Source organism: Ruegeria sp. CDSA033, from assembly GCF_059612305.1.
The window spans coordinates 325,760-348,555 of the sequence record NZ_JBXWQI010000003.1 but is presented as its reverse complement, the minus strand read 5'-3'; the positions used below and the strand labels follow the sequence as shown (position 1 = coordinate 348,555).

Below are 22,796 nucleotides of genomic sequence, written 5' to 3'. Positions count from 1 at the left end.
GCCGATGCAACAGGACATAATCGACCGATGGCAAATTCCAACATCACATTATGGCGCGGTCAGGAACGCAGCAGCTGGATTCGGCTGCGCACCCTGATCCTGTTGCGCTGGGTGGCCATTTTCGGCCAGATCACGGCGATCACCGTCGCGCAGCAAACTTATGACATCCAGCTGGACGCAACGCTTTGTTATCTGGCGATTGGCGTCTCGGTCATGGGGAATCTGACTGCAATTCTGCTGTTTCCCCGCAACAAGCGCCTGTCCGAGTTCGAGAACTTCCTGATGGTGCTGTTCGACCTGCTGCAGCTGACCATTTTGCTGTACCTTACAGGCGGGCTGAACAACCCGTTTGCGCTGTTGCTGGTGGGGCCTGTCACTATTTCCGCGAGCGTCATGAGCACACGGTCAACTCTGATAATCGGCGGCGTTGCCATTGCCTTGACAACACTTCTGGCCGAATTCCACCTGCCTTTGCGCACCGCATTGGGGGCGGAATTGGACATCCCAGATATTCTACTGTTCGGAAACTGGGCCGCAATCGTCATCGCAATTGTCTTTCTGGGCGCGTATTCGCATCGCGTCAGCTCAGAGGTGCAGTCCATGTCCGAAGCGCTGGCCGCCACCCATATGGCGCTTGCACGCGAACAGAAGCTGACCGATCTAGGCGGCGTGGTCGCCGCCGCCGCGCATGAGCTGGGCACGCCGCTGGCAACGATCAAACTGGCGAGCTCCGAGTTGATTGAGGAATTGGATGACCGGCCCGACCTTATCGAGGACGCCGCCCTGATCCGCGAACAGGCGAACCGTTGCCGCGATATCCTGCGAGACATGGGCCGGGCCGGCAAAGACGACCTGCATCTGCGTCAAGCCCCGCTTTCGACCGTGGTGCATGAAGCCGCCGAGCCGCATATCAACCGAGGCAAGACCGTTCATTTCTTCGAAGGTCCGGCCGAGGATGGCGATGTTCAGCAGCCCTCGATCCTGCGCAAGCCCGAGATCATTCACGGCCTGCGCAACCTGATCCAGAACGCGGTGGATTTTTCGCGCGGAAATGTCTGGGTCGAAGCGGAGTGGTCCACCAAACAGATCACCGTCAGCATCATGGATGACGGTCGTGGATATCCGTCGCAGATGATCGGCCGGATCGGCGATCCCTTCATGCGTCGCCGCCGGAGTGAGACCGACAAAAAGACCCGTCCGGAATATGAAGGCATGGGTCTGGGTCTTTTTATTGCCAAAACGCTGCTTGAACGCAGCGGAGCCGAGCTGGATTTCGCCAACGGATCGGACCCATACCAAACCCTGTCGGATAACCCCGAACGCCGGGGCGCGATCGTCAAGGTGACCTGGCCGCGTAACCTTGTGGATGCGCAAACCGGTGATACGCCTGTGCCATCAGGTGTAAACCAACGGTTCCAAACCTGATCTGACACGGGCGAACATAGGTTAAGACCCCGTTAACCATTAAGGCGCATAGTACGGTTTCTTGGTTTCGCGCACCGGAGGGCGCATGGTCGACTGGATCATTCTGGCCATCATCGGCCTTGTTTCCGCAAGTCTTGCCGTGCAGTGGCTGTTGCCCCGCCGACGGGAACGGGGGGATAATTTTGGCCTGTCCTCACCTGCCTCCTTGTTTGATGCGGCCTTCCTGTTTGATGGCGACCGGCTTATCAGTCACTCGGACATCGCGTTGGAGGGGTTCGAGCAGGTTCGCGACTGGGCCGATCTGTGCCGACTGCTACACAGGGATTTTCCGACATTCCCCGAGACACCTGATCGGGTCCGGCGTGAAGGCAATTTGGTCATCCCGGCCATCGATTGTACGGTTGAACGCGATGTTCTGTGCGAATGGATAGACGGCATCGTGCGCGTTCAGTTACGCGACAGGACCGAATGCCCGTCGATGCCTCAAAGCGCATCAAATGATCCAAACCGCCTTGCCATGGAAAAGGCACCCTACCCTGTCTGGCTGTTGGATCATCAGGGCGATGTGCGCTGGTGCAATGCCGCTTATGTTTCGCTGGTGCGCAAAGTGCGGGATCAGGACACGGACCTGACCGCACCATTGTTTCCGGTCCCCGATGCCGACCAACGGCTAAGCGCAAAGGCGCGGGTCTCAATTTCCTCCGAGTTCAGTGAAAACAAGCTGTGGTTCGATCTGACACTGGTAGATCACCCTGAAGGGCACTTGTCTTATGCCGTGGACATCAACGCAATCGTCGAGGCGGAGATGGCGCAGCGCAAATTTGTTCAGACCATGACCAAGACCTTCGCACAATTGCCCATCGGGCTGGCTATTTTTGACCGCAACCGCCAGTTGGCGTTGTTCAACCCGGCTCTGATCGACCTGACCACCCTGCCCCCGGATTTCCTGAGCTGCCGCCCCAGCCTGTCCAGCTTTTTTGATCGCCTGCGGGATCAGCATATGATGCCGGAACCCAAGAATTATCGCAGCTGGCGCAGTCAGATGAATGACCTTCTCGAAGCGGCAGAAGACGGGAACTATCAAGAGACATGGTCCCTGCCCTCGGGCTCGGTTTATTCGGTCAGTGGACGCCCGCACCCGGACGGAGCGGTTGCCTTTTTGTTCGAGGACATCACTGCCGAGATCACTCTGACCCGTCGGTTCCGGTCAGAAATGGATCTGATGCAATCCATTCTGGACAAACTGGCCGATGCCATCGCCGTCTTCAGTGACGATGGTACACTGGCTTTTACCAATTTCGCCTACCAACAGCTTTGGGGTGATAAAGGCGACGCAGGCTTTGACGCGGACTCCGTTCTTGAGGTGACCAAAAGCTGGCAGGAACATTGCACCGCGACACCAATCCTTGGCGAAATTCGCGATTTTGTAGAGGCGCGGGAAAATCGCGCGGAATGGTCGGGCGTGATCTATCTGCGAAACGGTATCCAGGTGTTGTGCACTGTCAGTCCGATGCAGAACGGGGCCACCATTGTTCGTTTCTCGGTGGATCGGGATGTGCTGATGCGGCAAGAGGCGCAGCAAATCAGCGCCTGAACCGGGTTGCAGCCAACCGGGCGCAAGGCCATTGTGGCGCCATGACCAATTCGCCCTGCACGATCACTTTGAATTCGCCCGAGGAAACAGCAGAATTCGCTGCCCGCCTCGGTGCAGAATTGAGATCTGGAGACATCTTGTTGCTTGAGGGCGAGATCGGCAGCGGAAAGACCCATTTTGCCCGCAGCCTGATCCAATCGCTGATGGTCGAGCCCGAAGATGTGCCTTCGCCGACTTTCACGTTGGTTCAGGCTTATGACACGCCGGCCGGGGAAATCTGGCACTGCGATCTGTATCGCCTGAGCGCGGTTGAGGAGATCGAAGAACTGGGCGTGACCGAGGCTTTCGAAACCGCAATCTGTCTGATTGAATGGCCGGATAAATTGGGCCCGCTGACGCCGGAGTCTGCAGCGAGAATATCTTTCGAAACAGATCCTAACATGACAGAAGCACGCCATCTGACCCTTTCCTGGTCAGATCCGAAATGGCCCGTGAAACTAAGGATTCCCGCATGACAAACCGCGCGGTATTGGCCGAAGCGTTGATCGCGCAGACCAAATGGTCAAATGCAAAGCACGCGCCGCTGGCTGGGGATGCCTCGAACCGTCGGTACGAGCGGCTGACCGATCCGGAAACCGGCAAGACGGCGGTGTTAATGGATTCACCCCCGGGCAAGGCGGAAAATGTCGAAGATTTTGCCCGCATGGCCGAATACCTGCGGTCCCTTGGTCTGAGCGCGCCCGAGATTTATGCCGAGGACACGCATTACGGCTTTCTTCTGCTCGAAGATCTCGGCGACGACCTCTTCGCGCGCGTGCTTGCTCAGACCCCCAGCATGGAGCGTGCGCTTTATGAGGTCGCAACGGATGTTCTGATTGACCTACACAAGGCGCCAAGCCTGTCTCTGCGATCCTATGATCCGAGTTTGATGACCGAACTGGCCGCGTTGTCCTTTACCAAATACGCGCAGGCCGTGCAGGGCACGCACGACGCCGATGCGCGTAACCGTTTCGAAAACCGGTTCTCGGACATTCTGCACCGAGAAACTTCGGGGTCCAAAGTTGTTGTGCTGCGCGATTACCACGCCGAAAACCTGATCTGGTTGCCGGATCGCGACGGGGTTCAGCGCGCCGGTCTGTTGGACTTTCAAACCGCCATGCTGGGCCATCCGGCCTATGATCTGGTATCTTTGTTGCAGGATGTGCGTCGCGATGTGTCACTCGGAACCGAGATGCAAATGGTGAATCGCTATATCGTGGCGACTGGGGTGAATGATCATGACTTCCGCACCGCCTATGCGGTGTTGGGTGCTCAGCGAAATCTGCGCATTCTGGGCGTCTTTGCCCGGCTGGCAACCGAATACGGCAAGCCCAGCTATGTCGATCTGATTCCGGCGACTTGGGCCCACCTGATGCGGGATCTGGAACATCCCGCACTGGTAACCATCGCCAATCTATTGCGCGAGGCCTTGCCCGCACCCACCCCTGAAAATCTGGACAGGCTCCGGCAGAAATGACCCAAGACCCCGAAGCCGTCATGCTGTTTGCAGCCGGGTTTGGCACCCGTATGGGCGCATTGACCGAAAATCGGCCCAAACCACTGATCAAGGTCGCCGGCCGGCCTCTGATTGATCACGCGTTGGATTTGGTGAATGCCCTGCAACCAAAGCGTATCGTGGCCAACCTACATTATCTGCCAGATCAGCTTGAAGCTCATCTAGTCCCAAAAGGTGTTCTGCTTTCCCATGAAACGCCGGAGATTCTTGAGACTGGCGGCGGAATACGCGCCGCTTTGCCCCTGCTTGGATCGCACCCGGTTTACACCCTGAACCCAGACGCGATCTGGTCAGGACCGAACCCTTTGACGATGCTCCGCGAGGCGTGGAACCCCGATCACATGGACGCGCTGTTGATGTGCGTACCGGTGGATCAGACTGTCGGGCACACGGGCAAAGGCGATTTCACAGCAGATGAGAACGGACGGATCGTGCGCGGCGGCAGTTTGATCTATGGCGGTGCGCAGATCATGAAATCCGAAGGGTTGATGGATATCCCTGAGAAAGCGTTCTCACTTAACGTGCTATGGGACCGGTTGCAGCGGCAGGATCGTCTGTTTGCGCTCACCTATCCCGGCCGCTGGTGCGATGTCGGCCACCCCGAAGGGATTGCACTAGCCGAGGGGTTGATTGCCGATGTTTGAACCCAGCCCAGCTCCGCGCGTTTTTACCGTTCCGCCCGGTTCGGACTTCCCAAAAATGCTGGTTCAGGGGCTGCAAGATCGCAGTGCAGCGCATCCGCCCGAGATGCTGGCGCGCGTTCAACTGGTCGTCAATACAAGGCGTATGGCCCGGCGCGTCCGCGACTTATTTGACCAAGGCCCGGCGTGCCTGTTGCCGCGTTTGACACTGGTCACTGATTTGGGTGAAAGCGTCGATCTTGCGCAAATACCTCCGGCGATTCCACCGCTGCGGCGCAGGTTGGAGTTGACGCAGTTGATCGCTAAGCTGTTGGAAAAACAGCCTGATCTGGCTGCACGGTCTTCACTTTTTGATTTGTCCGACAGCCTAGCCGCGCTGATTGATGAGATGCAGGGCGAAGGTGTTTCGCCCGACGCGATCCGGCAATTGGACGTCAGTGACATGTCCGGGCATTGGGCTCGCGCGCAGGCGTTCATTGGGATTGCTGATCACTTCATCGACTCGGGCTATGACGCGCTGGATGTTCAGGCGCGACAACGACTTGTGGTGAAAAACCTGATAGAGCGCTGGCAAGTCGCTCCGCCGCAGCATCCGGTTATCCTTGCCGGGTCAACCGGGTCACGCGGAACCACCCTGATGCTGATGGAGGCGGTCGCGCGCCTGCCGCAAGGCGCATTGATCCTGCCAGGGTATGATTTCGATCAGCCCGACCGCGTTTGGCGCAGGTTGGACGATGCGCTGACATCGGAAGATCACCCGCAGTACCGGTTCCGCAAGCTGATGTCACAGCTTGGCTTGGAGCCAGATCAAGTCATGCCTTGGACGGATGATCAACCACCCTCGCCTGCTCGCAACCGTTTGGTTTCGCTGGCTTTACGCCCAGCGCCGATCACGGATGCCTGGATGTCCGAAGGCCCGCAACTGACCGATCTGGATGGCGCCACAAAGGACGTGACACTGGTCGAGGCGCAATCGCCCAGGTCCGAGGCCCTGGCCATCGCACTGCGCCTTCGCCAGGCAGCCGAAACCGGCCAAACTGCCGCGCTAATCACACCTGACAGGATGCTGACCCGCCAAGTCAGCGCTGCTTTGGATCGCTGGAACATCCTTCCCGATGACAGTGCTGGTCTGCCGCTGCAACTATCGCCGCCCGGCCGGTTTCTGCGTCACGTGGCGGGGCTTTTCGCACGGCGTCTGGATGGCGAGGCATTGCTGACCCTTCTGAAGCACCCGCTGTGTCATGATGGTGACGAGCGCGGCGCGCATTTGCTGCACACGCGGGACCTTGAGCTGGATTTGCGCCGACACGGTCCGCCATTTCCAGACAGTGTCAGCCTCACCGCCTTTGCCATCCGCAAAGAGGTGCCCGAAGATTGGGTGCGTTGGCTAAACTCCCATTTCTGCGATCAACAGATCGCGGGCCAACTCCCATTGACGGATTGGGTTGCCAAGCTGCGCATCTTGGCCGAGGCGATTTCGGCGGGCGCGTCAGGGGAAACAGGCACGCTCTGGGACAAGAACGCAGGCCAAAAGGCGCAAGGCGTCCTGAGCGCACTGGAAAAAGAGGCGCAACACGGCGGCCCGATGACCGCCCATGATTTCGCCGACCTGTTGGGTGCTTTGCTCGCGGGCGAGGAAGTCCGGGATCGCGACGCCCCGCATCCACACATCATGATCTGGGGCACGCTCGAGGCGCGCGTGCAGGGGGCAGACTTGCTTATCTTGGGCGGCCTAAATGAAGGCAGCTGGCCCGAGGCCGCCGCGCCAGACCCCTGGCTGAACCGCCAGATGCGCGACAAGGCCGGGCTTTTGCTGCCCGAACGGCGGATCGGCCTGTCGGCACATGACTTTCAACAAGCCATCGGCGCGCCCGAGGTCTGGCTGACCCGTGCCAAGCGGTCCGATGACGCAGAAACCGTTCCGTCACGCTGGCTAAACCGCCTTACGAACCTGCTGCATGGCTTGCCGGGGCAGGGCGGGCCTGAGGCACTGTCAGAAATGCGCAACAAAGGCCGGCAATGGTTGCAATGGGCGGAACAGCTTGAAATCGCGCCGCATATCGAACCGGCAACGCGCCCGTCTCCGCGGCCACCAGTGGCATCGCGCCCAAATCGGCTGAGCGTGACGGAAATCAAACGGCTGATCCGCGATCCTTATGCGATTTACGCCAAACATGTGCTGCGCCTGAAACCGCTGGACCCTTTGGTGCAAGCGCCGGATGCCTTGTTGCGCGGGATCGTGATCCACGAAATTCTGGAACATTTCGTCAAAGACAGTGTTCTGGACACAGCCTTGTTGACCCGCGAAAACTTTTTGAAACGCGCGGAAACCTTGTTAGATCAACATGTTGCGTGGCCCGCGGCGCGTAAATTGTGGTTGGCGCGGCTGGAACGCATCGCGGACGGTTTTATGACCGCCGAAATCGCGCGACGAAGGGACGGGGGCCCAGTCGCCTTCGAGGCGGCGGTGAAACTTGTGCTGTCGCCCCTGGATTTCACCATCGCGGGCCGTGCAGACAGGATAGATCGCAACAAACGCGGTGCATTACGGATAGTTGACTACAAGACAGGGGCGCCCCCAACGGAAAGCCAGCAATCCAAGTTCGACAAACAGTTACTGATCGAAGCCGCGATGGCCGAAGAGGGCGGTATCGACGGGTTCGACCCTTCACCCGTGGCCGAGGCGATTTTCATTGGCATGGGCGGCACTTACAAAGAAGTACCCGCACCGCTGGCGAAAGAGCCTCCAGACAAAGTTCTAGCCGAGCTCAAAGAGCTGGTCTCTGCCTATTTAGAGCCTGATCAGGGGTTTTCATCCCGTCGAATGTTGCACAAGGATTCGGATGTGGGTGACTACGATCAACTGGCCCGGTTCGGTGAATGGGACCGCACGGATGACACAACGCCTGAGGACCTGACATGAGCGCCCGCAACGACGCAACCGAGCGGCAGGTACAGGCCGCGCGGCCCGACGCCTCGACCTGGTTGGCGGCCAATGCAGGCTCTGGAAAAACGCGGGTTCTGACTGATCGGGTGGCGCGTCTGTTGTTGGGCGGCGTGCAGCCACAGCATATTCTTTGTCTGACATACACCAAGGCTGCCGCCAGCGAGATGCAAAACCGGTTGTTTGATCGCCTCGGACAATGGGCAATGAAGGATGATGTCGGCCTTCTTTCCCAACTGACCGATCTGGGTGTTCCGGGTGTTATCGACCCCGAACGGCTGGCACAGGCCAGAACGTTGTTTGCGCGCGCCATCGAAACACCCGGTGGCCTGAAGATCCAGACGATCCACTCGTTCTGCGCTTCACTGCTACGGCGTTTCCCGCTTGAAGCCGGGGTCAGCCCGCAATTTTCAGAGATGGAGGACCGCGCAGGTGCCCTTTTGCGTGAAGAGATTGTCGAGGACTTTGCCGCAGGTCCCCAAGCCACTCTGATCGAAGACGTCGCCCGGTTTGTCACCGATACCGGGTTCGACAAACTTACCGCGGCCATCACCCAGAAACGCAACCTGTTTGCGCAGCCGCTGGAATGGGCCGATGTGCTGCAGCGGTTTGAACTGGCCAACGGATTCGATGAAGACGCTTTGATGGGACGTGTGTTTCTGGGCCGCGAGGTGGAATTGATCAGGTCGATTCTGCCGGTGCTTTCCGAAAGTGGCGGCAATAACGCCAAGGCGGCCGACAAGCTTGCGGCATTTACCGAGGCTCGGGTTAGCAGCTTACCAATTCTGGAAAGTGTATTTCTGACCGGAAAATCCGCCAAAGAACCCTTTACGGCTAAAATCAACAGTTTCCCGACCAAAGCCCTGCGCGAAGGGGCGCTGGTGGGTCAGATGCCCCAGCTCGAAGCGTTGATGTTGCGGGTAGAGGCCGCGCGCGAACATCGGCTGGCACTGGTGGCCGCGCGCAAGACAATGGTGCTGCATCGCTTTGCGACGGCGTTTTTGCCGGAATATGAGCGGCGCAAGCAACTACGCGGCTGGTTGGACTTTGACGACCTGATCCTACGTGCGCGGCAGGTGTTGAATGATCCGGCGGTTGCCGAATGGGTGTTGTACCGACTGGATGGCGGCATCGACCACATTCTGGTGGACGAAGCGCAGGATACCAGTCCCGATCAGTGGGACGTGGTAGAAAAACTGGCGCAGGAATTTACCAGCGGAGAGGGGGCCCGGTCCGGGGTTGAACGCACGATTTTCGTGGTCGGTGACAAAAAGCAGTCGATCTATTCGTTTCAGGGTGCCGATCCGCAGGCATTCGATCTGATGCAGGCAGAGTTTGGGCGGAAGCTATTTGAATCAGGCTCTAAATTGTGGGATTCCACGTTAGAATACTCATTCCGATCCTCCAGCGCGATCTTGTCCTTGGTCGACATCCTGTTCGAAAACCGAGCGGAAGCCGGATTTCACAAGGAAAGCCAGCACCGCGCGTTCAAGGCGGATCTGCCGGGCCGCGTGGACCTGTGGCCCGTGGTCGAAAAGGTTGAAGAGGATGACGATGCTGACTGGACCGATCCAGTAGATCGGCCTGGCGCGCGGCATCACACTGTCATTCTGGCCGAAAAGGTGGCGCAGTCGATCAAGGCAATGATCGAACAGGGCGAAACGATCCCTGAGGATGGCGAAACGCCCGGCACATTTGTGCGGCGTAAGGTTCAGCCAGGGGATTTTCTGATCCTCGTTCAACGCCGTTCGGACCTGTTTGCCGAGATTATCCGCGCCTGCAAAGCCGCTGATCTGCCGATCGCCGGGGCAGACCGGCTTAAGGTCGGCGCGGAATTGGCGGTCAAAGACCTGGCTGCGCTGCTAAGCTTTCTGGCCACACCCGAGGATAGCCTGTCGCTTGCCACGGTTTTGAAATCGCCACTGTTCGGGTGGGGCGAACAACAGTTGTTCGACTTGGCACATCGGCGCAAGGAACAGTTCCTTTGGGCGGCTCTGCGTCAACGCGCCGATGAGTACCCTGAAACACTGGCCGTTCTGAACGACCTGCGCGGGCAGATCGACTTTCTGCGCCCCTACGACCTGATCGAACGCATCCTGACCCGCCATGATGGCCGTCGTAAACTGCTGGGCAGGCTGGGCGCCGAGGCTGAAGACGGGATCAACGCGTTGCTGTCGCAGGCGCTGGCCTATGAACGCACAGATATCCCCAGCCTGACCGGATTTCTGGTGTGGATGCAGACTGACGATCTGGAAATCAAACGGCAGATGAGCGGTGTGGGCAACATGATCCGGGTGATGACCGTGCATGGCTCCAAGGGGTTGGAGGCGCCGATTGTGATCCTGCCGGATACGGGCAAACGGCAAGCTCCGCGCGATGCCGAGATCATGGTGGCCGAAGGCACACCGCTTTGGAAAGTTCCGGCTGACGCGTCCCCGGCGTTGATTGCGCGTGCGCGCGACGAAGCCCGAACGCGGGAAGAAAATGAGCGGCTTCGTTTGCTCTATGTGGCTCTAACTCGAGCTGAAAAGTGGTTGATCGTGGCGGCTGCCGGCGATGTCGGTAAGGATGGGACCAGCTGGTATCAGATGGTTCAGGCCGCGATGGAACGGGCAGGGGCGGTGGCGCTGCCCGGCTCAGAATCTCTGCGATTGTCGCACGGGGATTGGGATGCATCGCCGATTGTTGAAGCCGCAGAGACCGCTGTGGCCGTGACGGACTTGCCAGCCCCATTTCTGTCGCCCGCCACACCACAGGAACCAGATCCCGAGACACTCAGCCCTTCCGATCTGGGGGGTGCCAAGGCCTTGCCCGGCGATGCAGGTCAGGACGAAGAGGCGGCAAAGCTGCGCGGCACACGATTGCACCTGCTGCTGGAACACTTGCCTTCGGTCGCGCGGGACGACTGGCCGCAGCTTTGCGCGCGGATTCTGCCCGATATTCAGGACGCGGAACGGCAAGAGCTGATGGACGAGGCATGCGACGTTTTGACTGCCACACATCTTCGGCCTGTCTTTGCCGCCGACGCCTTGGCTGAGGTGCCCGTGACGGCCGACCTGAACGGGCGCCGCATGCACGGGGTGATCGACCGATTGATCGTCACTGATACCGAGGTTCAGGTCATTGATTTCAAAACAAATGCAACGGTTCCCAACAGTGCTGAGACATGCCCTGAGGGGCTTTTGCGGCAGATGGGGGCGTATGCCAACGCCTTGTCGCAGGTCTATCCGAACCACGAAATCCGCACCGCGATCCTATGGACCAGGACGGCAGATTTGATGTGGCTGCCACACGATCTTGTGACGCACGCCCTGTCGCGCACCCAGATATCTTGACCTTGGATTGCCCGGCCCCTACGTTCTGTTCCCGAGATACCCCATTCAGGAGACAGAATATGTCGACCGTTGCCGTTACCGACGATACCTTTGACGCCGAAGTCAAAAACTCTGATGTCCCCGTTGTGGTGGATTTCTGGGCCGAATGGTGTGGCCCCTGTAAACAAATCGGCCCCGCTCTGGAAGAACTGGCCAACGAATACGGCGGCAAAATCAAAATTGCCAAGGTAGACGTGGACAGCAACCCGAACGCCGCTGCCGCCATGGGTGTGCGTGGCATTCCTGCTCTGTTCATCTTCAAGGACGGTCAGGTTGTGTCGAACCGCGCCGGTGCGGCCCCCAAAGCCGCACTGCAAAGCTGGATCGACGAATCCATCTGATCCGATGTGATCGGTATTGAACAAGGGCGTCCGAATTCGGGCGCCCTTTTTTGTGACTGGCTCAATTGGGCCATCAATACAGGGAAAGCAAATGGCGAAAACACGGGTTCTGGTGGAATTCGGGATGGGCACATCCCTGCGGCGCGAGGATTATACCGAGGCCGCCCTGCGGGCGATCAAGGATGCGCTGTGGCATAACTCGGTGAACATGGCCGAGCTGTTCGGGTTTCCGAAAGAGGCGATGATCATCGACGCCGAGGTGGGTGTGCAGCAGCCCGACCAGGTCGATACTGATGCGCTGAAGGCGATCTTTCCTTATGGCCAGCCCAACATCACTGTGACCGAGGGTGGTCTGGATATCGATAAGCCCCACACCGATGGCCGCACTGTGATCGCCAACGCGGCGGTCATCGTCTCATTCGATATGGAGCCCGCCCAATGACCGGGAAGCGTATTATTCTGGAAATGGGCACCGGCAACGATCTGTACGGTCAGGATTACACCAAAGCCGCCTGTCGCGCCGTGCAGGACGCGCTGCATCATTCGTCGATCACGCTGTTTTCCAAGCTTGGAATCGATCACACGGAGATGCGGGTTCAGGTGACCATCGCCGTTCAACAACCTGATGAGGTTGACTGTGACAAGGTCGCCGCCGATCTGCCAAGGGGCCGCGCCGAAGTGCGGGCCGTCAAGGGTGGGTTGGATGTTGTGGATGACGCCGCTGGCACGCGCCATGTCATCGCCACTGCCGCGATCGAGGCGTATTTGCCGGATCAGGCTGGTAAATACGTGCAAAGCTGACAAAGAAAAAGCCGCTCGGATACCCGGGCGGCTGCTTCAAATTCTGGTTCTGATTGCGGGATCAGATTTTTGCGATGTCCGCGCGCGCCAGACCGATGTCTTCCAGCTGTGCGTTGGTCAGACCCGACAGGATCTTGCGTGTCTTGCGGCTTTCGTTCCACTCAACAGCGGATTCGAAGACATTGATGAATGCATCCACTACGTGCAGGATGGTAGCTGCTCCGAGTGGGGCATGGATGTTTGCAGTTGTTGCCATGTTCCCAGTCCTTATATCTGAAACAGCCGACCCGTTGTCGGTTGTGAGCCTCATGTAGTCCCAAGCGCGACGACTCACAATTGCTGGTCTGGTAACCCCGGTTTGCGTTTTGTGCATATCTTTTGGGCAGTTGTGCAACGGGTTGCGCCGATCCCGCGCCCGGCCCATATATAGCGACTGAGAACACGGAGGCTTTCATGGCGGACAGCGATTTTCCCGGATGGCACGGGACCACGATCATTGGTGTCAAAAAAGGCGGGCAAGTCGTTATTGCCGGGGACGGACAGGTCAGCCTGGGCCAGACCGTGATCAAGGGGACCGCGCGTAAAGTACGCCGCCTGTCACCGGGCGGATTCGAAGTTGTCGCCGGATTTGCCGGTTCGACCGCTGACGCATTTACTCTGCTGGAACGGCTTGAGGCGAAACTGGAAGCGACACCCGGTCAACTGGCCCGTGCCTCGGTCGAGTTGGCCAAGGACTGGCGCACCGACAAGTACCTGCAAAAGCTTGAGGCAATGCTGATCGTCACCGACGGCAAAGACCTGTTGGTTATCACCGGGGCGGGGGATGTGCTGGAACCCGAACACAACGTGGCCGCCATCGGATCAGGTGGAAACTTTGCCCTGGCCGCTGCGCGAGCAATGATGGGCAGCGATAAACCCGCCGAAGAGGTCGCGCGTGAAGCTATGGCGATTGCCGCTGACATCTGCGTCTACACCAATGGCAATCTGACGGTTGAAACGATCTAGGCCAACAGCGCCGAGATCTCTTTACCTTTCCAGCGCCGGTACATACCGACCAGCCCAAGCAGGGCGGTTGCGATGACGATGTAATAGGGTAGGCGGATGTCGATACTCATCAATCCGCCGCCGACCAGAGACATGACACCGCCGGCAAGGCAGAAGACCGCCGTCGTAACGCCCATGACCCAACCCTGATCCGCTTCGCCAACGCTGGACGAAAACAAACCCAGCAGGGTCGGGTAGGCGACGCCAAAGAAGAAATAGAAGAAAAAGACCGGAACGTAGCTCAGTACGCCGCTGGGGCTGAAGGCGAAGCCAAAGCCGCAGATCACCATCACCACCAATGAGGTGTGGATGATGGAGTGTTTGCTGAACCGTTCTTGCGCCGGTTTCACAAGGAATGTGCTGGAAAACGCCAAGGCAAAACCGATGACCACCATTGCCATGCTGCCACCGATCACGCCGTAGCCCCATGCACTGGTCAGGAAATTATCGACGAATACGTAGAACGTGACATTGGCAATCATGAACAGCGCATAGACGGGCAGGATTTTCAGAACCAACGGGTGTTCACGTACCGCGATCAGACTGTCGGTGATATCGCGTGGGCGAAAGACAAATGCCGCGCGCTCGGTGCGGGTGTCCTTGAAGAAAAAACTCACCAGGAAGATGGCGATCATCACCAGAACAAACGCGCCGTAGAACGGCATCTTGAGCGTGGCATAGCTGCCCAGTATCGCCGCGTCGGACAGAACAGCCCCGATAATCGGGCCGCCGACCAGACCAAAGCTGACGCCGGTGATGATATACCCCATGTTTCGGTCGCGGTCGGCGGCATCGGTGCTGCCGTCAATCATCGCCGCTTGTGCAATGGGCTGATTACCCGCCGTAAAGCCGGTGATCGACCGACCAACGATCAGCAGAAGCAAACTGTTAAGGTAAAGTGCCGTGATGGTGATGGCATAACCGGCCAACGCCCCACCTAAACACACCAGCAAAGCATTCTTGCGCCCGATGGAGTCCGAGACCTTTGAGACATAGACCACACCCAGAAACCAGGACAGAAAGAAACACCCGATCACCAGCCCATAGTAGAAATGGCGCTGACCCATTGAAGTTCTTTCCGGCAGGAACCCGGATTTTGTTTCCATGATCAAAGAGTTGATGATGGGAAAGACCAGCCCTTGTCCGATCAGATCCACGAATACCACGAACAATAACGTAATCTTGGCAATCTTCGTCATGATACACACCTCGGAACTGGTCCCTTGAGGTAAGTGTAGCAGACAGGCGCAATGGCACCTAACGCCTTGTCAGAGGCCGGTAATTACCGGCCTCCGGGCGCAATTCGTCGTTGGGTTACGAAAGCTCAGCAACGCCCAGCGGAACGCCGGCGACGTCACACCAGATGTAAACTTCGTTATAGCCCGAGATATCCATAGTCGGCGGTACGGCATAAGACTGCTTGCCCTTCAGGTTCAGCAGCGCGCCCAGCTTCGAGTTCGGATCATAGGTGCCATCCTTGCCGAAGGCCACGCGTGGGTCGGGACCGTTATCCAGCGAAAAGTCATCACCCAGCTCAACGATATAGCGCTCACCGTCTTTGACCACTTTGACCGAACCGGTGGTGATATGTTTCGAGCGGCCCTCGAATGTGCCCTTTTTCTTGGCACCGCCGGCGGCAGCGACATTGGCACTGGCCAGAGTCAGAGCGGCGCCCGTTGCAGCGGCATTCAAAAAGAGCGAACGACGAGTCATCATGATGTGGGTCTCCATTTCAAAGTGCAGGCGAACTTGCCCGTCGACGCAGACTATGCGCAGCTATTTTCTGTCTGGCGATTCACATCACCACGATTTTCCGTGTGCAGACCGTGTGTTGGCGTGAGTTTTTCGTGATCAGCTTGTGTTTTTGTGGCTTATGATTAGGTTCCGGTGCGAAACAATTGGATAGAACTCACATGACCGACCTGACCCCGCGCGAAATCGTCTCGGAACTGGACCGTTTCATCATCGGGCAAAAGGATGCCAAACGGGCCGTGGCCGTTGCGCTGCGCAACCGCTGGCGGCGCAAGCAGTTGGCCGACGACATCCGGGACGAGGTCTATCCGAAAAACATCCTGATGATCGGCCCCACCGGTGTCGGCAAGACCGAGATCAGCCGCCGCCTGGCCAAGCTGGCCCGCGCGCCCTTCATCAAGGTCGAAGCCACCAAATTCACCGAAGTGGGCTATGTCGGTCGTGACGTAGAACAGATCGTGCGCGATCTGGCGGATGCCGCCATCTTGCAAACCCGCGAATACATGCGCGAGGATGTCAAAGCCAAGGCGCATCAAGCCGCCGAAGATCGCGTGATCGAAGCCATTGCAGGCACCGATGCCCGCGAAGGCACGCGCGAGATGTTCCGCAAAAAGCTGAAAGCGGGCGAGCTGGATGATACAGAGATCGAGCTGGAGCTGTCCGACTCGTCGAACCCGATGCCAATGTTCGATATTCCCGGCCAGCCCGGTAGCCAGATGGGGATGATGAATCTGGGCGATATCTTCGGCAAGGCCTTTGGCGGGCGTACCGTGAAACGCAAGATGACCGTCTCGGAAAGCTATGAAGCCCTGATCGGGGAAGAGGCCGACAAGCTGCTGGATGATGAGATCGTTAACCGCATCGCGCTGGAATCCGTTGAACAGAATGGCATCGTGTTCCTGGATGAGATCGACAAGGTTTGTGCCCGCACTGACGCGCGGGGCGGCGATGTCAGTCGCGAAGGGGTACAGCGCGACCTGTTGCCTTTGATCGAAGGCACGACAGTATCCACCAAGCACGGCCCGGTCAAAACCGACCATATCCTGTTCATCGCGTCGGGTGCGTTCCATATCGCCAAACCGTCGGACCTGCTGCCGGAACTGCAGGGCCGCCTACCGATCCGCGTGGAATTGCGCGCACTGACCGAAGAAGATTTCGTGCGCATCCTGACCGAAACCGACAACGCGCTGACCCGTCAATACACCGCTTTGATGGGCACCGAAGAGGTCACGGTCAGCTTTACCGATGACGGAATCGCGGCCCTTGCGCGTATCGCAGCTGATGTGAACCAAAGCGTCGAAAACATCGGTGCGCGTCGTTTGTACACGGTGATGGAGCGCGTGTTCGAAGAGCTGTCCTTTACCGCGCCCGATCAGGCCGGAGTCTCGATCACGGTTGATGCCCAATTCGTGGACGACAATCTGGGCGAATTAACCAAATCCACTGACCTCAGCCGTTACGTTCTGTAACATCGCCAGCCGGTTTTTGCCGCTTTGGCAGCGTTGTGCCGCTGGACGCCGGGCCAGAATGAGATAGCGTAAGCACGATTCATCCATGAAAGTTTTATCGTGCTGCGCTATTTGGTCATTCTGTTCCTATCCTTTTCGCTAAGCGCCTGCGCCGACCGGACCGTGACCGAGGTGGTTCCCACGGCCGTGAATGTCGGTACGCCCGAAACCATCTTCGTAAGCACCACCCGGGCGCGGGAGGCCAACGGATATTACGGTTTTCGGCGCGGCGAGTCGCTCAAATTCCTGGACACCACGGTATCGATCCCGCCAACGCACACTCCGGGAACGCTCAAGTTTTCATACGCGAATCCAAATCCACAAAAGGAATTCGTTCTGGCAAATTTGACCGAACTGGATGGACCGCAGGGGCTACGCGATCATTTGCGCGGTCAGGATGACGTTACAATCTTTGTGCATGGCTACAACTCGACCCAGACCGAAACGATCTTTCGCGCGGCACAACTGACCCATGACATTGGTCTTCCGGGCTCCACGCTGGTCTATTCCTGGCCCAGCCGCGCGACCGGGTATGGATATGCCTATGATCTGGACAGCATGTTGTTTGCCCGCGACGGGTTGGAGCAGACCATCCGCGAACTGAAATCCATAGGAGTCAAACGCGTCATTCTGGTCGCGCATTCCATGGGCGGCGCTTTGACGATGGAGATGATGCGCCAAACCGAACTGCAGGAACCGGGTTGGGCGAAAAGGAACATTGAGGGGGTCATTCTGATTTCACCGGATCTGGATGTCGATCTGTTCCGCTCGCAGATGAGGCGGATCACGAACCCGCCCGATCCATTCGTTGTGATGGTTTCGCAAAAGGACAAAATCCTGAACATCTCGGCCCGTCTGCGTGGAACGAATGAAGGAGAGCGGTTGGGCAATATCAGCTCGATCGAAACGTTGGAGGAGTTCCCAATCAACGTCATTGATACCACCGCCTTTAGCGGCGACGCCGAGTCTTCACATTTCGTGGCCGCCACGTCACCGGCGTTGTTGGCAATCCTCAGCTCGGTCCGTCGCGTCAGCAATACATTCGGGCCAGACAAAAGGCCCGGTATCGACGTTTTGGTTCCGCCCAGTCAGCGTAACCCCGACGGTGCGACCGAGATTGTTCTGACCGAAACTGGACAGGCGCAGGTCAGCTCTCCGTGACGCGGTTCAGCCTGCGTCAGTACCTGCAGGACAATGCGGCCTGGCTGGGCGCGGGGGTTTTGCTGACCTTTCTGTCCAGCTTTGGGCAGACCTTCTTCATCTCGATCTTCGCCGGAAACATCCGCGCGGAATTTGGTCTTGGGCACGGCGCGTGGGGCGGTCTTTACTCTCTGGGGACCACCGTTTCGGCCATCGTTATGATTTGGGCCGGCGGGCTGACAGATGTTTTCCGCGTCCGCGTTTTGGGGCCCGCCGTTCTGGCTGGTCTGGCCGTAGCAGCGGTGGTCATGGCATTGAACAGCTGGCTTGTCCTGTTGCCGCTGGTGGTCTTTTTGTTGCGCCTGTTCGGACAGGGGATGAGCGTTCATCTGGCACAGGTCGCCATGGCGCGATGGTTCATCGTTACACGTGGCAAAGCCCTGTCGATTGCATCGGTCGGCTACGCGATTGGTGAAGCACTGCTGCCGCTGGCATTTGTGGCCGCGATGGCGTTTCTGGACTGGCGGTGGCTGTGGGTGTTGTCCGCAGTGGTCGTCCTGATGGGGATACCCGTTCTGACGCGACTTTTGCGTCAGGAGCGCACGCCACAGAGTCTGGCGGATGCGTATTCAGCGACAGGGATGCAGGGCCGCCATTGGACCCGGAAAGACGCGCTGTTTCATCCGCTGTTCTGGTTCATGGCCCCGACTATACTAGCCCCATCGGCCTTTATCACCGCGTTTTTCTTCCATCAGGTGCATCTTGCCCAAGTCAAGGGCTGGCAGCATATCGAACTGGTCGCCCTGTTTCCGGTTTTCACCGGCGTATCCTTGATTGGGATGTTTGCGGCCGGCTGGGCGCTGGACAAATGGGGCACCGCGAGGCTGATGCCTTTTTACCAAATCCCGATCGCAATTGGTTTTGTGATCGCAGGAATGACAAGCTCAATCGGCGGGGCCCTGATCGCAATGATCTTTTTGGGCCTGACTGTTGGAGCAAACAACACGCTACCAAGCGCTTTTTGGGCGGAATTCTACGGCACCAGGCACATTGGGGCGATCAAGGCGATGGCTACAGCAGTTATGGTTTTGGGATCAGCAATCGGCCCCGGCCTAACCGGGATATTGATCGACGCCGGTATACCGCTGAGCACGCAGTTCCTGTGGATCGGCGGTGTTTTCATTCTTGTATGCCTGTCGGCTAAAATCGGAATTACACGCGCTGTGCGCACGCTTTAACGCGTCCGGCGCAGATAGACGTAATAGGCCCCTTCGCCACCGTGGCTGATATGGGCCGGGGTCACTTGCAAAACGGCCTGCGCAAGTGGCGGCAACGCCAGCCACTGCGGCACCTGGTTGCGCAATACGCCGCGTGGAGTTGGGATTGGGCCCGGTTCATCCCTGTCCTTGCCCTTTCCGGTGACAACCAGAACAAGGCGCTTACCTGACGCCTGGGCCGTCAGAATAAACCGGGTCAGCACCGGATACGCGGTGTCCATGCGCATGCCATGCAGGTCCAGTTTCCCTTCAGGCTTGATCTTGCCGCGTTTCATACGGCCAAATGCCTTGGTGTCCATTTGCACCGGGCTGGTACGCAAATTTTCACTGAGCGAGGGTTTCAGCGCATTTCGCAAGGGTTTACCGGGCGCGTTTTGTCCGACCTCGAATGCCTCAAACCGGGGTTTTGGGGGTTTGTTCGGCTTGGGTTTGGGCAGTGTGACCGGGTGGACCGATTGTGGAATTTCGGGATGCAGCCGCTCAGCCTGTTTGGCGACCTTGCGCCACAGCTCGACCTCGTCTGCCGTCAATTTGCGTCGGGACATCAGAATTCATCCGGTAACAGGGCATACGCCCGCTGGATCGGCAGCAGCAACACCATCCGCCCCGGATCCCTGAGGCGCCCGGCAGCCTTTCCCGCCTCGTCCCCTGTGCCAAAGAAGATATCCGCGCGCTGCGCCCCTTTGATGGCGGCACCTGTGTCCTGCGCAATCATCAACCTTCGCAACGGGGTCTTGCCGTCCTTTTCCACCCAAACAGGGGCACCCAGCGGCGTATGAGCCGGATCAGCTGCAATACTGCGCATCGTGGTGACCGACCGGTTCATGGCACCCAGCGGCCCAAGCTCGGGCGCGACGCGCGAGACCTCGCGGAAGAACACGTAAGAAGGGTTGTGAAACAGCAACTCGGCCCCGGCTTCGGGATTTTTGCGGACCCATGCGCGGATCATCTGAGCACTAACCTCATGCGCACCCAGCGCCCCCTGACGAATCAGCTCAGTCCCGATGGAACGATAGGGGTGACCGTTTGCACCGCCATAGCCGACGCGCAAGGCACTGCCGTCTGGCAGGCGCACACGCCCCGAGCCCTGAATTTGCAGAAAAAACAGCTCAACCGGGTCATCCACCCAGGCGATCTCAAGGCCGCGGCCCTGCATCGCGTCGCCCGTCAGGATTTCACGGCGGCTGAGCCAAAGCCCTTCGGCCCGCGCCTCTGGCGGCATTTTGTAGATCGGGTATTTGAACCGGTCGGTCCGAGTTTTGGACCCGTCCAGTTCAGGTTCGAAATAGCCGGTGAACAGGGCCTCCTCTCCGTCCTCGACCAGAACCGGACGAAAGAACAGCTCAAAAAACGACCGCGCCGCGTCTGCGTCGTAGGTTCGGGCGACGCGACACAATGCCTGCCAATCCGGATCGTTCAGATCGCCGCAGGTGTTCAGAAATACCGAAAGGGCCGCCCCGTGATCGTCGGCAGCCCATCCATCCAGATCGTCAAAGGAAAGAATTGATCGCGTCGGTTCAGCGCTGGCGGCAGTGGTCATAACTGCCACCAGAAATAGCGACCGGAGCGCGCCAATCATGCGTCCGTGGCAACAAGCAGCCAGTTTGGATCATCAGCGCCCATGACACGGGCAAAGGTCCAGCTGTCCTTTTGGCGTTTTATAGTGTTTGGGTTGCCTTCGATGATATCACCGCCACGATCGCGTACGACCGAGGTCAGCTCACCCACAAACCGCATGGTGATTTCCGCCTGGTTTGTGGCTTTGTCGAAGGTCGCATCCGCCAGCGCGGTTTCGCGCACGCCGACAAACTCAGCCTCGATGGTCAGACCCTGATCTTCGCGGGCCGCCACGACTGAAACGAATGTGTCAAACACCTCTTCGGACAGGAAGGGCTGGATTTCATCCAGATTGCCCTTTTCGAACCCCATGACGATCATCTCATAGGCTCCGCGGGCACCCTGCACGAATTCACCAACAGAGAATTCGGGCTCGACCCGCTTCATCGCGGCCAGCGTTTTCGCCTGTTCGCTGTCTTCGGCGACATGGTCTGTGATGTCATGATCCGGCCCGCCTTCGATCACCTCGAAGCCGCGACGCGACTTGTCCGCCTCGGGTTGCTGTTGAACAGGGGGTTTCTCAAAACCCTCACGTGTACCCAGCACGCTTTTCAGGCGCAGGATCAGGAAAACGGCAATTCCGGCCAGGACCAGCAACTGGATCATCGGTTCGTTCATTTCATCCTCTTTTCAGACCGCGACTTTGTATACGCGGCCTCATGCCACTATGTAGGTGACAGATCGTGGCAAGTCCACAGCCCGGCCTAAGGGAAAGGATAACGCAGATGTACTTGTTCTTGGCATTTTTGTTGGTGCCCATCATCGAGATCGCCCTGTTCATACAGGTCGGCGGCCTGATTGGCCTGTGGCCTACGCTGGCGATCGTCGTTCTGACGGCCGTTATCGGCACCTTTATGGTCAGGACACAAGGTCGCATGGCACTGGTCAATTTGCAGCGATCCTTTTCTGAACTGGATGACCCGACCGAGCCTTTGGCCCATGGCGCGATGATCTTGCTGTCTGGTGTTTTGCTGCTGACGCCGGGATTTTTCACCGATGCCGTTGGCTTTGCACTGCTTGTTCCGGGTATTCGGGTGGCCGTATTCAAATACCTGAAATCCAAGGCGACCATCACACAGTTCCAGATGGGCACCGGCGCGCAGTTCCGCACTGGTCCCACCCCGTTTGATCAGGATGACGTGATCGACGGAGATTTTACCGAAGTTCGCCCGCGTCAGAACCCCTCAAAGCCATCCAAATGGGTCGAAGGTCCACCCCAGCATTGAGGTGCCGCGCCCAACTTGCTAAGCAGTGGCAAATTTCATTTTCGGAGTAGATCCATGGCTGACGAAAGCCCTGCAGAAAACACCGCGGCACAGACCGCCCCTCAGATCCAGATGCGCGTTCTGGGACAGTTCATTCGCGATATGTCTTTTGAAAACGTGATGGCGCAAAAAGGCGTGTCTGGCGACGTTCAGCCCGAGATTGCCGTTCAGGTGAACCTGGACGCCAAAAAGCGCCCGACCGAGCATCAGTACGAAGTTGCCGTAAAACTGAACCTGACCTCCAAAGCTAAGGGCATGGAGGACGTTCTGTTCCTGTGCGAACTGGATTATTGCGGCCTGTTCCACATCGAAGGCGTGGCAGAAGACCAGTTGCACCCGTTCCTGATGATCGAATGCCCGCGCATGCTGTTCCCGTTCCTGCGCCGCATTGTCAGCGACATCACCCGTGACGGTGGTTTCCCGCCGGTCAACCTGGATAATATCGACTTTGTTGCGCTGTACCGCAACGAGCTGATGCGCCGTCAGGCCGAAACCGAAAAAACCGAAGCCTAATCGGT

General features: G+C 58.2%; 22 protein-coding genes. 16 read left to right on the top strand and 6 right to left on the bottom strand.

Annotation, left to right across the window (positions count from 1 at the left end; all coding sequences use genetic code 11):
- Positions 1 to 27: 27 nt before the first annotated feature.
- From regB to AC2FLA_RS06745, 10 genes are all read left to right on the top strand, one after another.
- Positions 28 to 1,425: a sensor histidine kinase RegB gene (gene regB, locus AC2FLA_RS06790; protein ID WP_496721370.1), complete on the top strand. Its 1,398-nt coding sequence runs from the start codon at positions 28 to 30 to the stop codon at positions 1,423 to 1,425.
- 85 nt (positions 1,426 to 1,510) lie between these two features.
- Complete coding sequence (locus AC2FLA_RS06785; protein ID WP_496721369.1) at positions 1,511 to 3,019, top strand: PAS-domain containing protein; 1,509 nt, start codon at positions 1,511 to 1,513, stop codon at positions 3,017 to 3,019.
- 41 nt (positions 3,020 to 3,060) lie between these two features.
- Positions 3,061 to 3,534, top strand: a complete 474-nt coding sequence (tsaE, locus tag AC2FLA_RS06780) for a tRNA (adenosine(37)-N6)-threonylcarbamoyltransferase complex ATPase subunit type 1 TsaE (protein ID WP_496721368.1) — start codon at positions 3,061 to 3,063, stop codon at positions 3,532 to 3,534.
- A complete protein-coding gene (locus AC2FLA_RS06775; protein ID WP_496721367.1) occupies positions 3,531 to 4,535 on the top strand; it encodes an aminoglycoside phosphotransferase family protein in 1,005 nt (334 codons plus the stop codon). The genes tsaE and AC2FLA_RS06775 overlap by 4 nt, the downstream gene beginning before the upstream one ends.
- A complete protein-coding gene (locus tag AC2FLA_RS06770; protein WP_282170571.1) occupies positions 4,532 to 5,218 on the top strand; it encodes a nucleotidyltransferase family protein in 687 nt (228 codons plus the stop codon). The genes AC2FLA_RS06775 and AC2FLA_RS06770 overlap by 4 nt, the downstream gene beginning before the upstream one ends.
- Entirely contained in the window at positions 5,211 to 8,138 is a 2,928-nt protein-coding gene (gene addB, locus AC2FLA_RS06765) for a double-strand break repair protein AddB (RefSeq protein WP_496721366.1), read from the top strand. Before AC2FLA_RS06770 ends, addB begins: the two co-directional genes overlap by 8 nt.
- Positions 8,135 to 11,494 carry a double-strand break repair helicase AddA gene (gene addA, locus AC2FLA_RS06760; protein WP_496721365.1) on the top strand — a complete coding sequence of 1,120 codons (3,360 nt, stop codon included), beginning with the start codon at positions 8,135 to 8,137 and terminating at the stop codon, positions 11,492 to 11,494. Before addB ends, addA begins: the two co-directional genes overlap by 4 nt.
- Before the next feature lie 59 nt (positions 11,495 to 11,553).
- Positions 11,554 to 11,874: a thioredoxin gene (trxA, locus tag AC2FLA_RS06755; RefSeq protein WP_058275159.1), complete on the top strand. Its 321-nt coding sequence runs from the start codon at positions 11,554 to 11,556 to the stop codon at positions 11,872 to 11,874.
- A gap of 91 nt (positions 11,875 to 11,965) precedes the next feature.
- Positions 11,966 to 12,316 (top strand): Lin0512 family protein, encoded by a 351-nt coding sequence (locus AC2FLA_RS06750; protein ID WP_496721364.1) that lies wholly within the window; start codon positions 11,966 to 11,968, stop codon positions 12,314 to 12,316.
- Positions 12,313 to 12,675 (top strand): Lin0512 family protein, encoded by a 363-nt coding sequence (locus AC2FLA_RS06745; RefSeq protein WP_496721363.1) that lies wholly within the window; start codon positions 12,313 to 12,315, stop codon positions 12,673 to 12,675. Before AC2FLA_RS06750 ends, AC2FLA_RS06745 begins: the two co-directional genes overlap by 4 nt.
- A gap of 61 nt (positions 12,676 to 12,736) precedes the next feature.
- On the opposite strand, the gene AC2FLA_RS06740 is transcribed toward AC2FLA_RS06745, so the two are convergent.
- The gene (locus AC2FLA_RS06740) at positions 12,737 to 12,931 is read right to left on the bottom strand and encodes a DUF1127 domain-containing protein (RefSeq protein WP_108860504.1); all 195 of its coding nucleotides are present in this window, start codon (positions 12,929 to 12,931) and stop codon (positions 12,737 to 12,739) included.
- A 197-nt stretch (positions 12,932 to 13,128) separates the two neighbouring features.
- Between AC2FLA_RS06740 and hslV the strand changes: the two genes are divergently transcribed.
- The gene (gene hslV, locus AC2FLA_RS06735) at positions 13,129 to 13,680 is read left to right on the top strand and encodes an ATP-dependent protease subunit HslV (RefSeq protein ID WP_109313826.1); all 552 of its coding nucleotides are present in this window, start codon (positions 13,129 to 13,131) and stop codon (positions 13,678 to 13,680) included.
- On the opposite strand, the gene AC2FLA_RS06730 is transcribed toward hslV, so the two are convergent.
- Positions 13,677 to 14,918, bottom strand: a complete 1,242-nt coding sequence (locus tag AC2FLA_RS06730) for an MFS transporter (protein ID WP_496721362.1) — start codon at positions 14,916 to 14,918, stop codon at positions 13,677 to 13,679. The genes hslV and AC2FLA_RS06730 overlap by 4 nt on opposite strands.
- Positions 14,919 to 15,033: 115 nt before the next feature.
- Positions 15,034 to 15,435, bottom strand: coding sequence for a DM13 domain-containing protein (locus AC2FLA_RS06725; RefSeq protein WP_496721361.1), 402 nt, complete (start codon positions 15,433 to 15,435; stop codon positions 15,034 to 15,036).
- A 197-nt stretch (positions 15,436 to 15,632) separates the two neighbouring features.
- On the opposite strand from AC2FLA_RS06725, the gene hslU reads away from it, so the two are divergent.
- From hslU to AC2FLA_RS06710, 3 genes are all read left to right on the top strand, one after another.
- Positions 15,633 to 16,940 carry an ATP-dependent protease ATPase subunit HslU gene (gene hslU / locus AC2FLA_RS06720; RefSeq protein WP_496721360.1) on the top strand — a complete coding sequence of 436 codons (1,308 nt, stop codon included), beginning with the start codon at positions 15,633 to 15,635 and terminating at the stop codon, positions 16,938 to 16,940.
- A 99-nt stretch (positions 16,941 to 17,039) separates the two neighbouring features.
- Positions 17,040 to 18,140: an alpha/beta hydrolase gene (locus AC2FLA_RS06715; protein WP_496721359.1), complete on the top strand. Its 1,101-nt coding sequence runs from the start codon at positions 17,040 to 17,042 to the stop codon at positions 18,138 to 18,140.
- Entirely contained in the window at positions 18,137 to 19,357 is a 1,221-nt protein-coding gene (locus tag AC2FLA_RS06710; RefSeq protein ID WP_496721358.1) for an MFS transporter, read from the top strand. Before AC2FLA_RS06715 ends, AC2FLA_RS06710 begins: the two co-directional genes overlap by 4 nt.
- On the opposite strand, the gene AC2FLA_RS06705 is transcribed toward AC2FLA_RS06710, so the two are convergent.
- The 3 genes from AC2FLA_RS06705 to AC2FLA_RS06695 are packed head-to-tail and all read right to left on the bottom strand — an operon-like array spanning position 19,354 to position 21,631.
- Positions 19,354 to 19,941 carry a Smr/MutS family protein gene (locus AC2FLA_RS06705; protein ID WP_496721357.1) on the bottom strand — a complete coding sequence of 196 codons (588 nt, stop codon included), beginning with the start codon at positions 19,939 to 19,941 and terminating at the stop codon, positions 19,354 to 19,356. The two genes, AC2FLA_RS06710 and AC2FLA_RS06705, sit on opposite strands and share 4 nt — an antisense overlap.
- Positions 19,941 to 20,975: a murein transglycosylase A gene (gene mltA, locus AC2FLA_RS06700; RefSeq protein WP_058275148.1), complete on the bottom strand. Its 1,035-nt coding sequence runs from the start codon at positions 20,973 to 20,975 to the stop codon at positions 19,941 to 19,943. The genes AC2FLA_RS06705 and mltA overlap by 1 nt, the downstream gene beginning before the upstream one ends.
- Positions 20,972 to 21,631 (bottom strand): Tim44/TimA family putative adaptor protein, encoded by a 660-nt coding sequence (locus AC2FLA_RS06695; protein WP_496721356.1) that lies wholly within the window; start codon positions 21,629 to 21,631, stop codon positions 20,972 to 20,974. Before AC2FLA_RS06695 ends, mltA begins: the two co-directional genes overlap by 4 nt.
- 107 nt (positions 21,632 to 21,738) lie before the next feature.
- Between AC2FLA_RS06695 and AC2FLA_RS06690 the strand changes: the two genes are divergently transcribed.
- Together AC2FLA_RS06690 and secB are read left to right on the top strand one after the other, a co-directional pair.
- A complete protein-coding gene (locus tag AC2FLA_RS06690; protein WP_282170582.1) occupies positions 21,739 to 22,239 on the top strand; it encodes an FxsA family protein in 501 nt (166 codons plus the stop codon).
- 54 nt (positions 22,240 to 22,293) lie between these two features.
- The gene (secB, locus tag AC2FLA_RS06685; protein WP_058275145.1) at positions 22,294 to 22,791 is read left to right on the top strand and encodes a protein-export chaperone SecB; all 498 of its coding nucleotides are present in this window, start codon (positions 22,294 to 22,296) and stop codon (positions 22,789 to 22,791) included.
- Positions 22,792 to 22,796: the final 5 nt, after the last annotated feature.

What these genes read in the sequence shown, in the direction of transcription:
- AC2FLA_RS06690 (WP_282170582.1), top strand. Translation starts at nt 21,739, where the DNA reads ATGTACTTGTTCTTGGCATTTTTGTTGGTGCCCATCATCGAGATCGCC.
- tsaE (WP_496721368.1), top strand. Translation starts at nt 3,061, where the DNA reads ATGACCAATTCGCCCTGCACGATCACTTTGAATTCGCCCGAGGAAACA.
- AC2FLA_RS06750 (WP_496721364.1), top strand. Translation starts at nt 11,966, where the DNA reads ATGGCGAAAACACGGGTTCTGGTGGAATTCGGGATGGGCACATCCCTG.
- AC2FLA_RS06695 (WP_496721356.1), bottom strand. Translation starts at nt 21,631, where the DNA reads ATGAACGAACCGATGATCCAGTTGCTGGTCCTGGCCGGAATTGCCGTT.
- AC2FLA_RS06730 (WP_496721362.1), bottom strand. Translation starts at nt 14,918, where the DNA reads ATGACGAAGATTGCCAAGATTACGTTATTGTTCGTGGTATTCGTGGAT.
- addA (WP_496721365.1), top strand. Translation starts at nt 8,135, where the DNA reads ATGAGCGCCCGCAACGACGCAACCGAGCGGCAGGTACAGGCCGCGCGG.
- mltA (WP_058275148.1), bottom strand. Translation starts at nt 20,975, where the DNA reads ATGATTGGCGCGCTCCGGTCGCTATTTCTGGTGGCAGTTATGACCACT.
- AC2FLA_RS06785 (WP_496721369.1), top strand. Translation starts at nt 1,511, where the DNA reads ATGGTCGACTGGATCATTCTGGCCATCATCGGCCTTGTTTCCGCAAGT.
- AC2FLA_RS06770 (WP_282170571.1), top strand. Translation starts at nt 4,532, where the DNA reads ATGACCCAAGACCCCGAAGCCGTCATGCTGTTTGCAGCCGGGTTTGGC.
- AC2FLA_RS06740 (WP_108860504.1), bottom strand. Translation starts at nt 12,931, where the DNA reads ATGGCAACAACTGCAAACATCCATGCCCCACTCGGAGCAGCTACCATC.
- hslU (WP_496721360.1), top strand. Translation starts at nt 15,633, where the DNA reads ATGACCGACCTGACCCCGCGCGAAATCGTCTCGGAACTGGACCGTTTC.
- AC2FLA_RS06725 (WP_496721361.1), bottom strand. Translation starts at nt 15,435, where the DNA reads ATGATGACTCGTCGTTCGCTCTTTTTGAATGCCGCTGCAACGGGCGCC.
- regB (WP_496721370.1), top strand. Translation starts at nt 28, where the DNA reads ATGGCAAATTCCAACATCACATTATGGCGCGGTCAGGAACGCAGCAGC.
- hslV (WP_109313826.1), top strand. Translation starts at nt 13,129, where the DNA reads ATGGCGGACAGCGATTTTCCCGGATGGCACGGGACCACGATCATTGGT.
- addB (WP_496721366.1), top strand. Translation starts at nt 5,211, where the DNA reads ATGTTTGAACCCAGCCCAGCTCCGCGCGTTTTTACCGTTCCGCCCGGT.
- trxA (WP_058275159.1), top strand. Translation starts at nt 11,554, where the DNA reads ATGTCGACCGTTGCCGTTACCGACGATACCTTTGACGCCGAAGTCAAA.
- AC2FLA_RS06705 (WP_496721357.1), bottom strand. Translation starts at nt 19,941, where the DNA reads ATGTCCCGACGCAAATTGACGGCAGACGAGGTCGAGCTGTGGCGCAAG.
- AC2FLA_RS06775 (WP_496721367.1), top strand. Translation starts at nt 3,531, where the DNA reads ATGACAAACCGCGCGGTATTGGCCGAAGCGTTGATCGCGCAGACCAAA.
- secB (WP_058275145.1), top strand. Translation starts at nt 22,294, where the DNA reads ATGGCTGACGAAAGCCCTGCAGAAAACACCGCGGCACAGACCGCCCCT.
- AC2FLA_RS06745 (WP_496721363.1), top strand. Translation starts at nt 12,313, where the DNA reads ATGACCGGGAAGCGTATTATTCTGGAAATGGGCACCGGCAACGATCTG.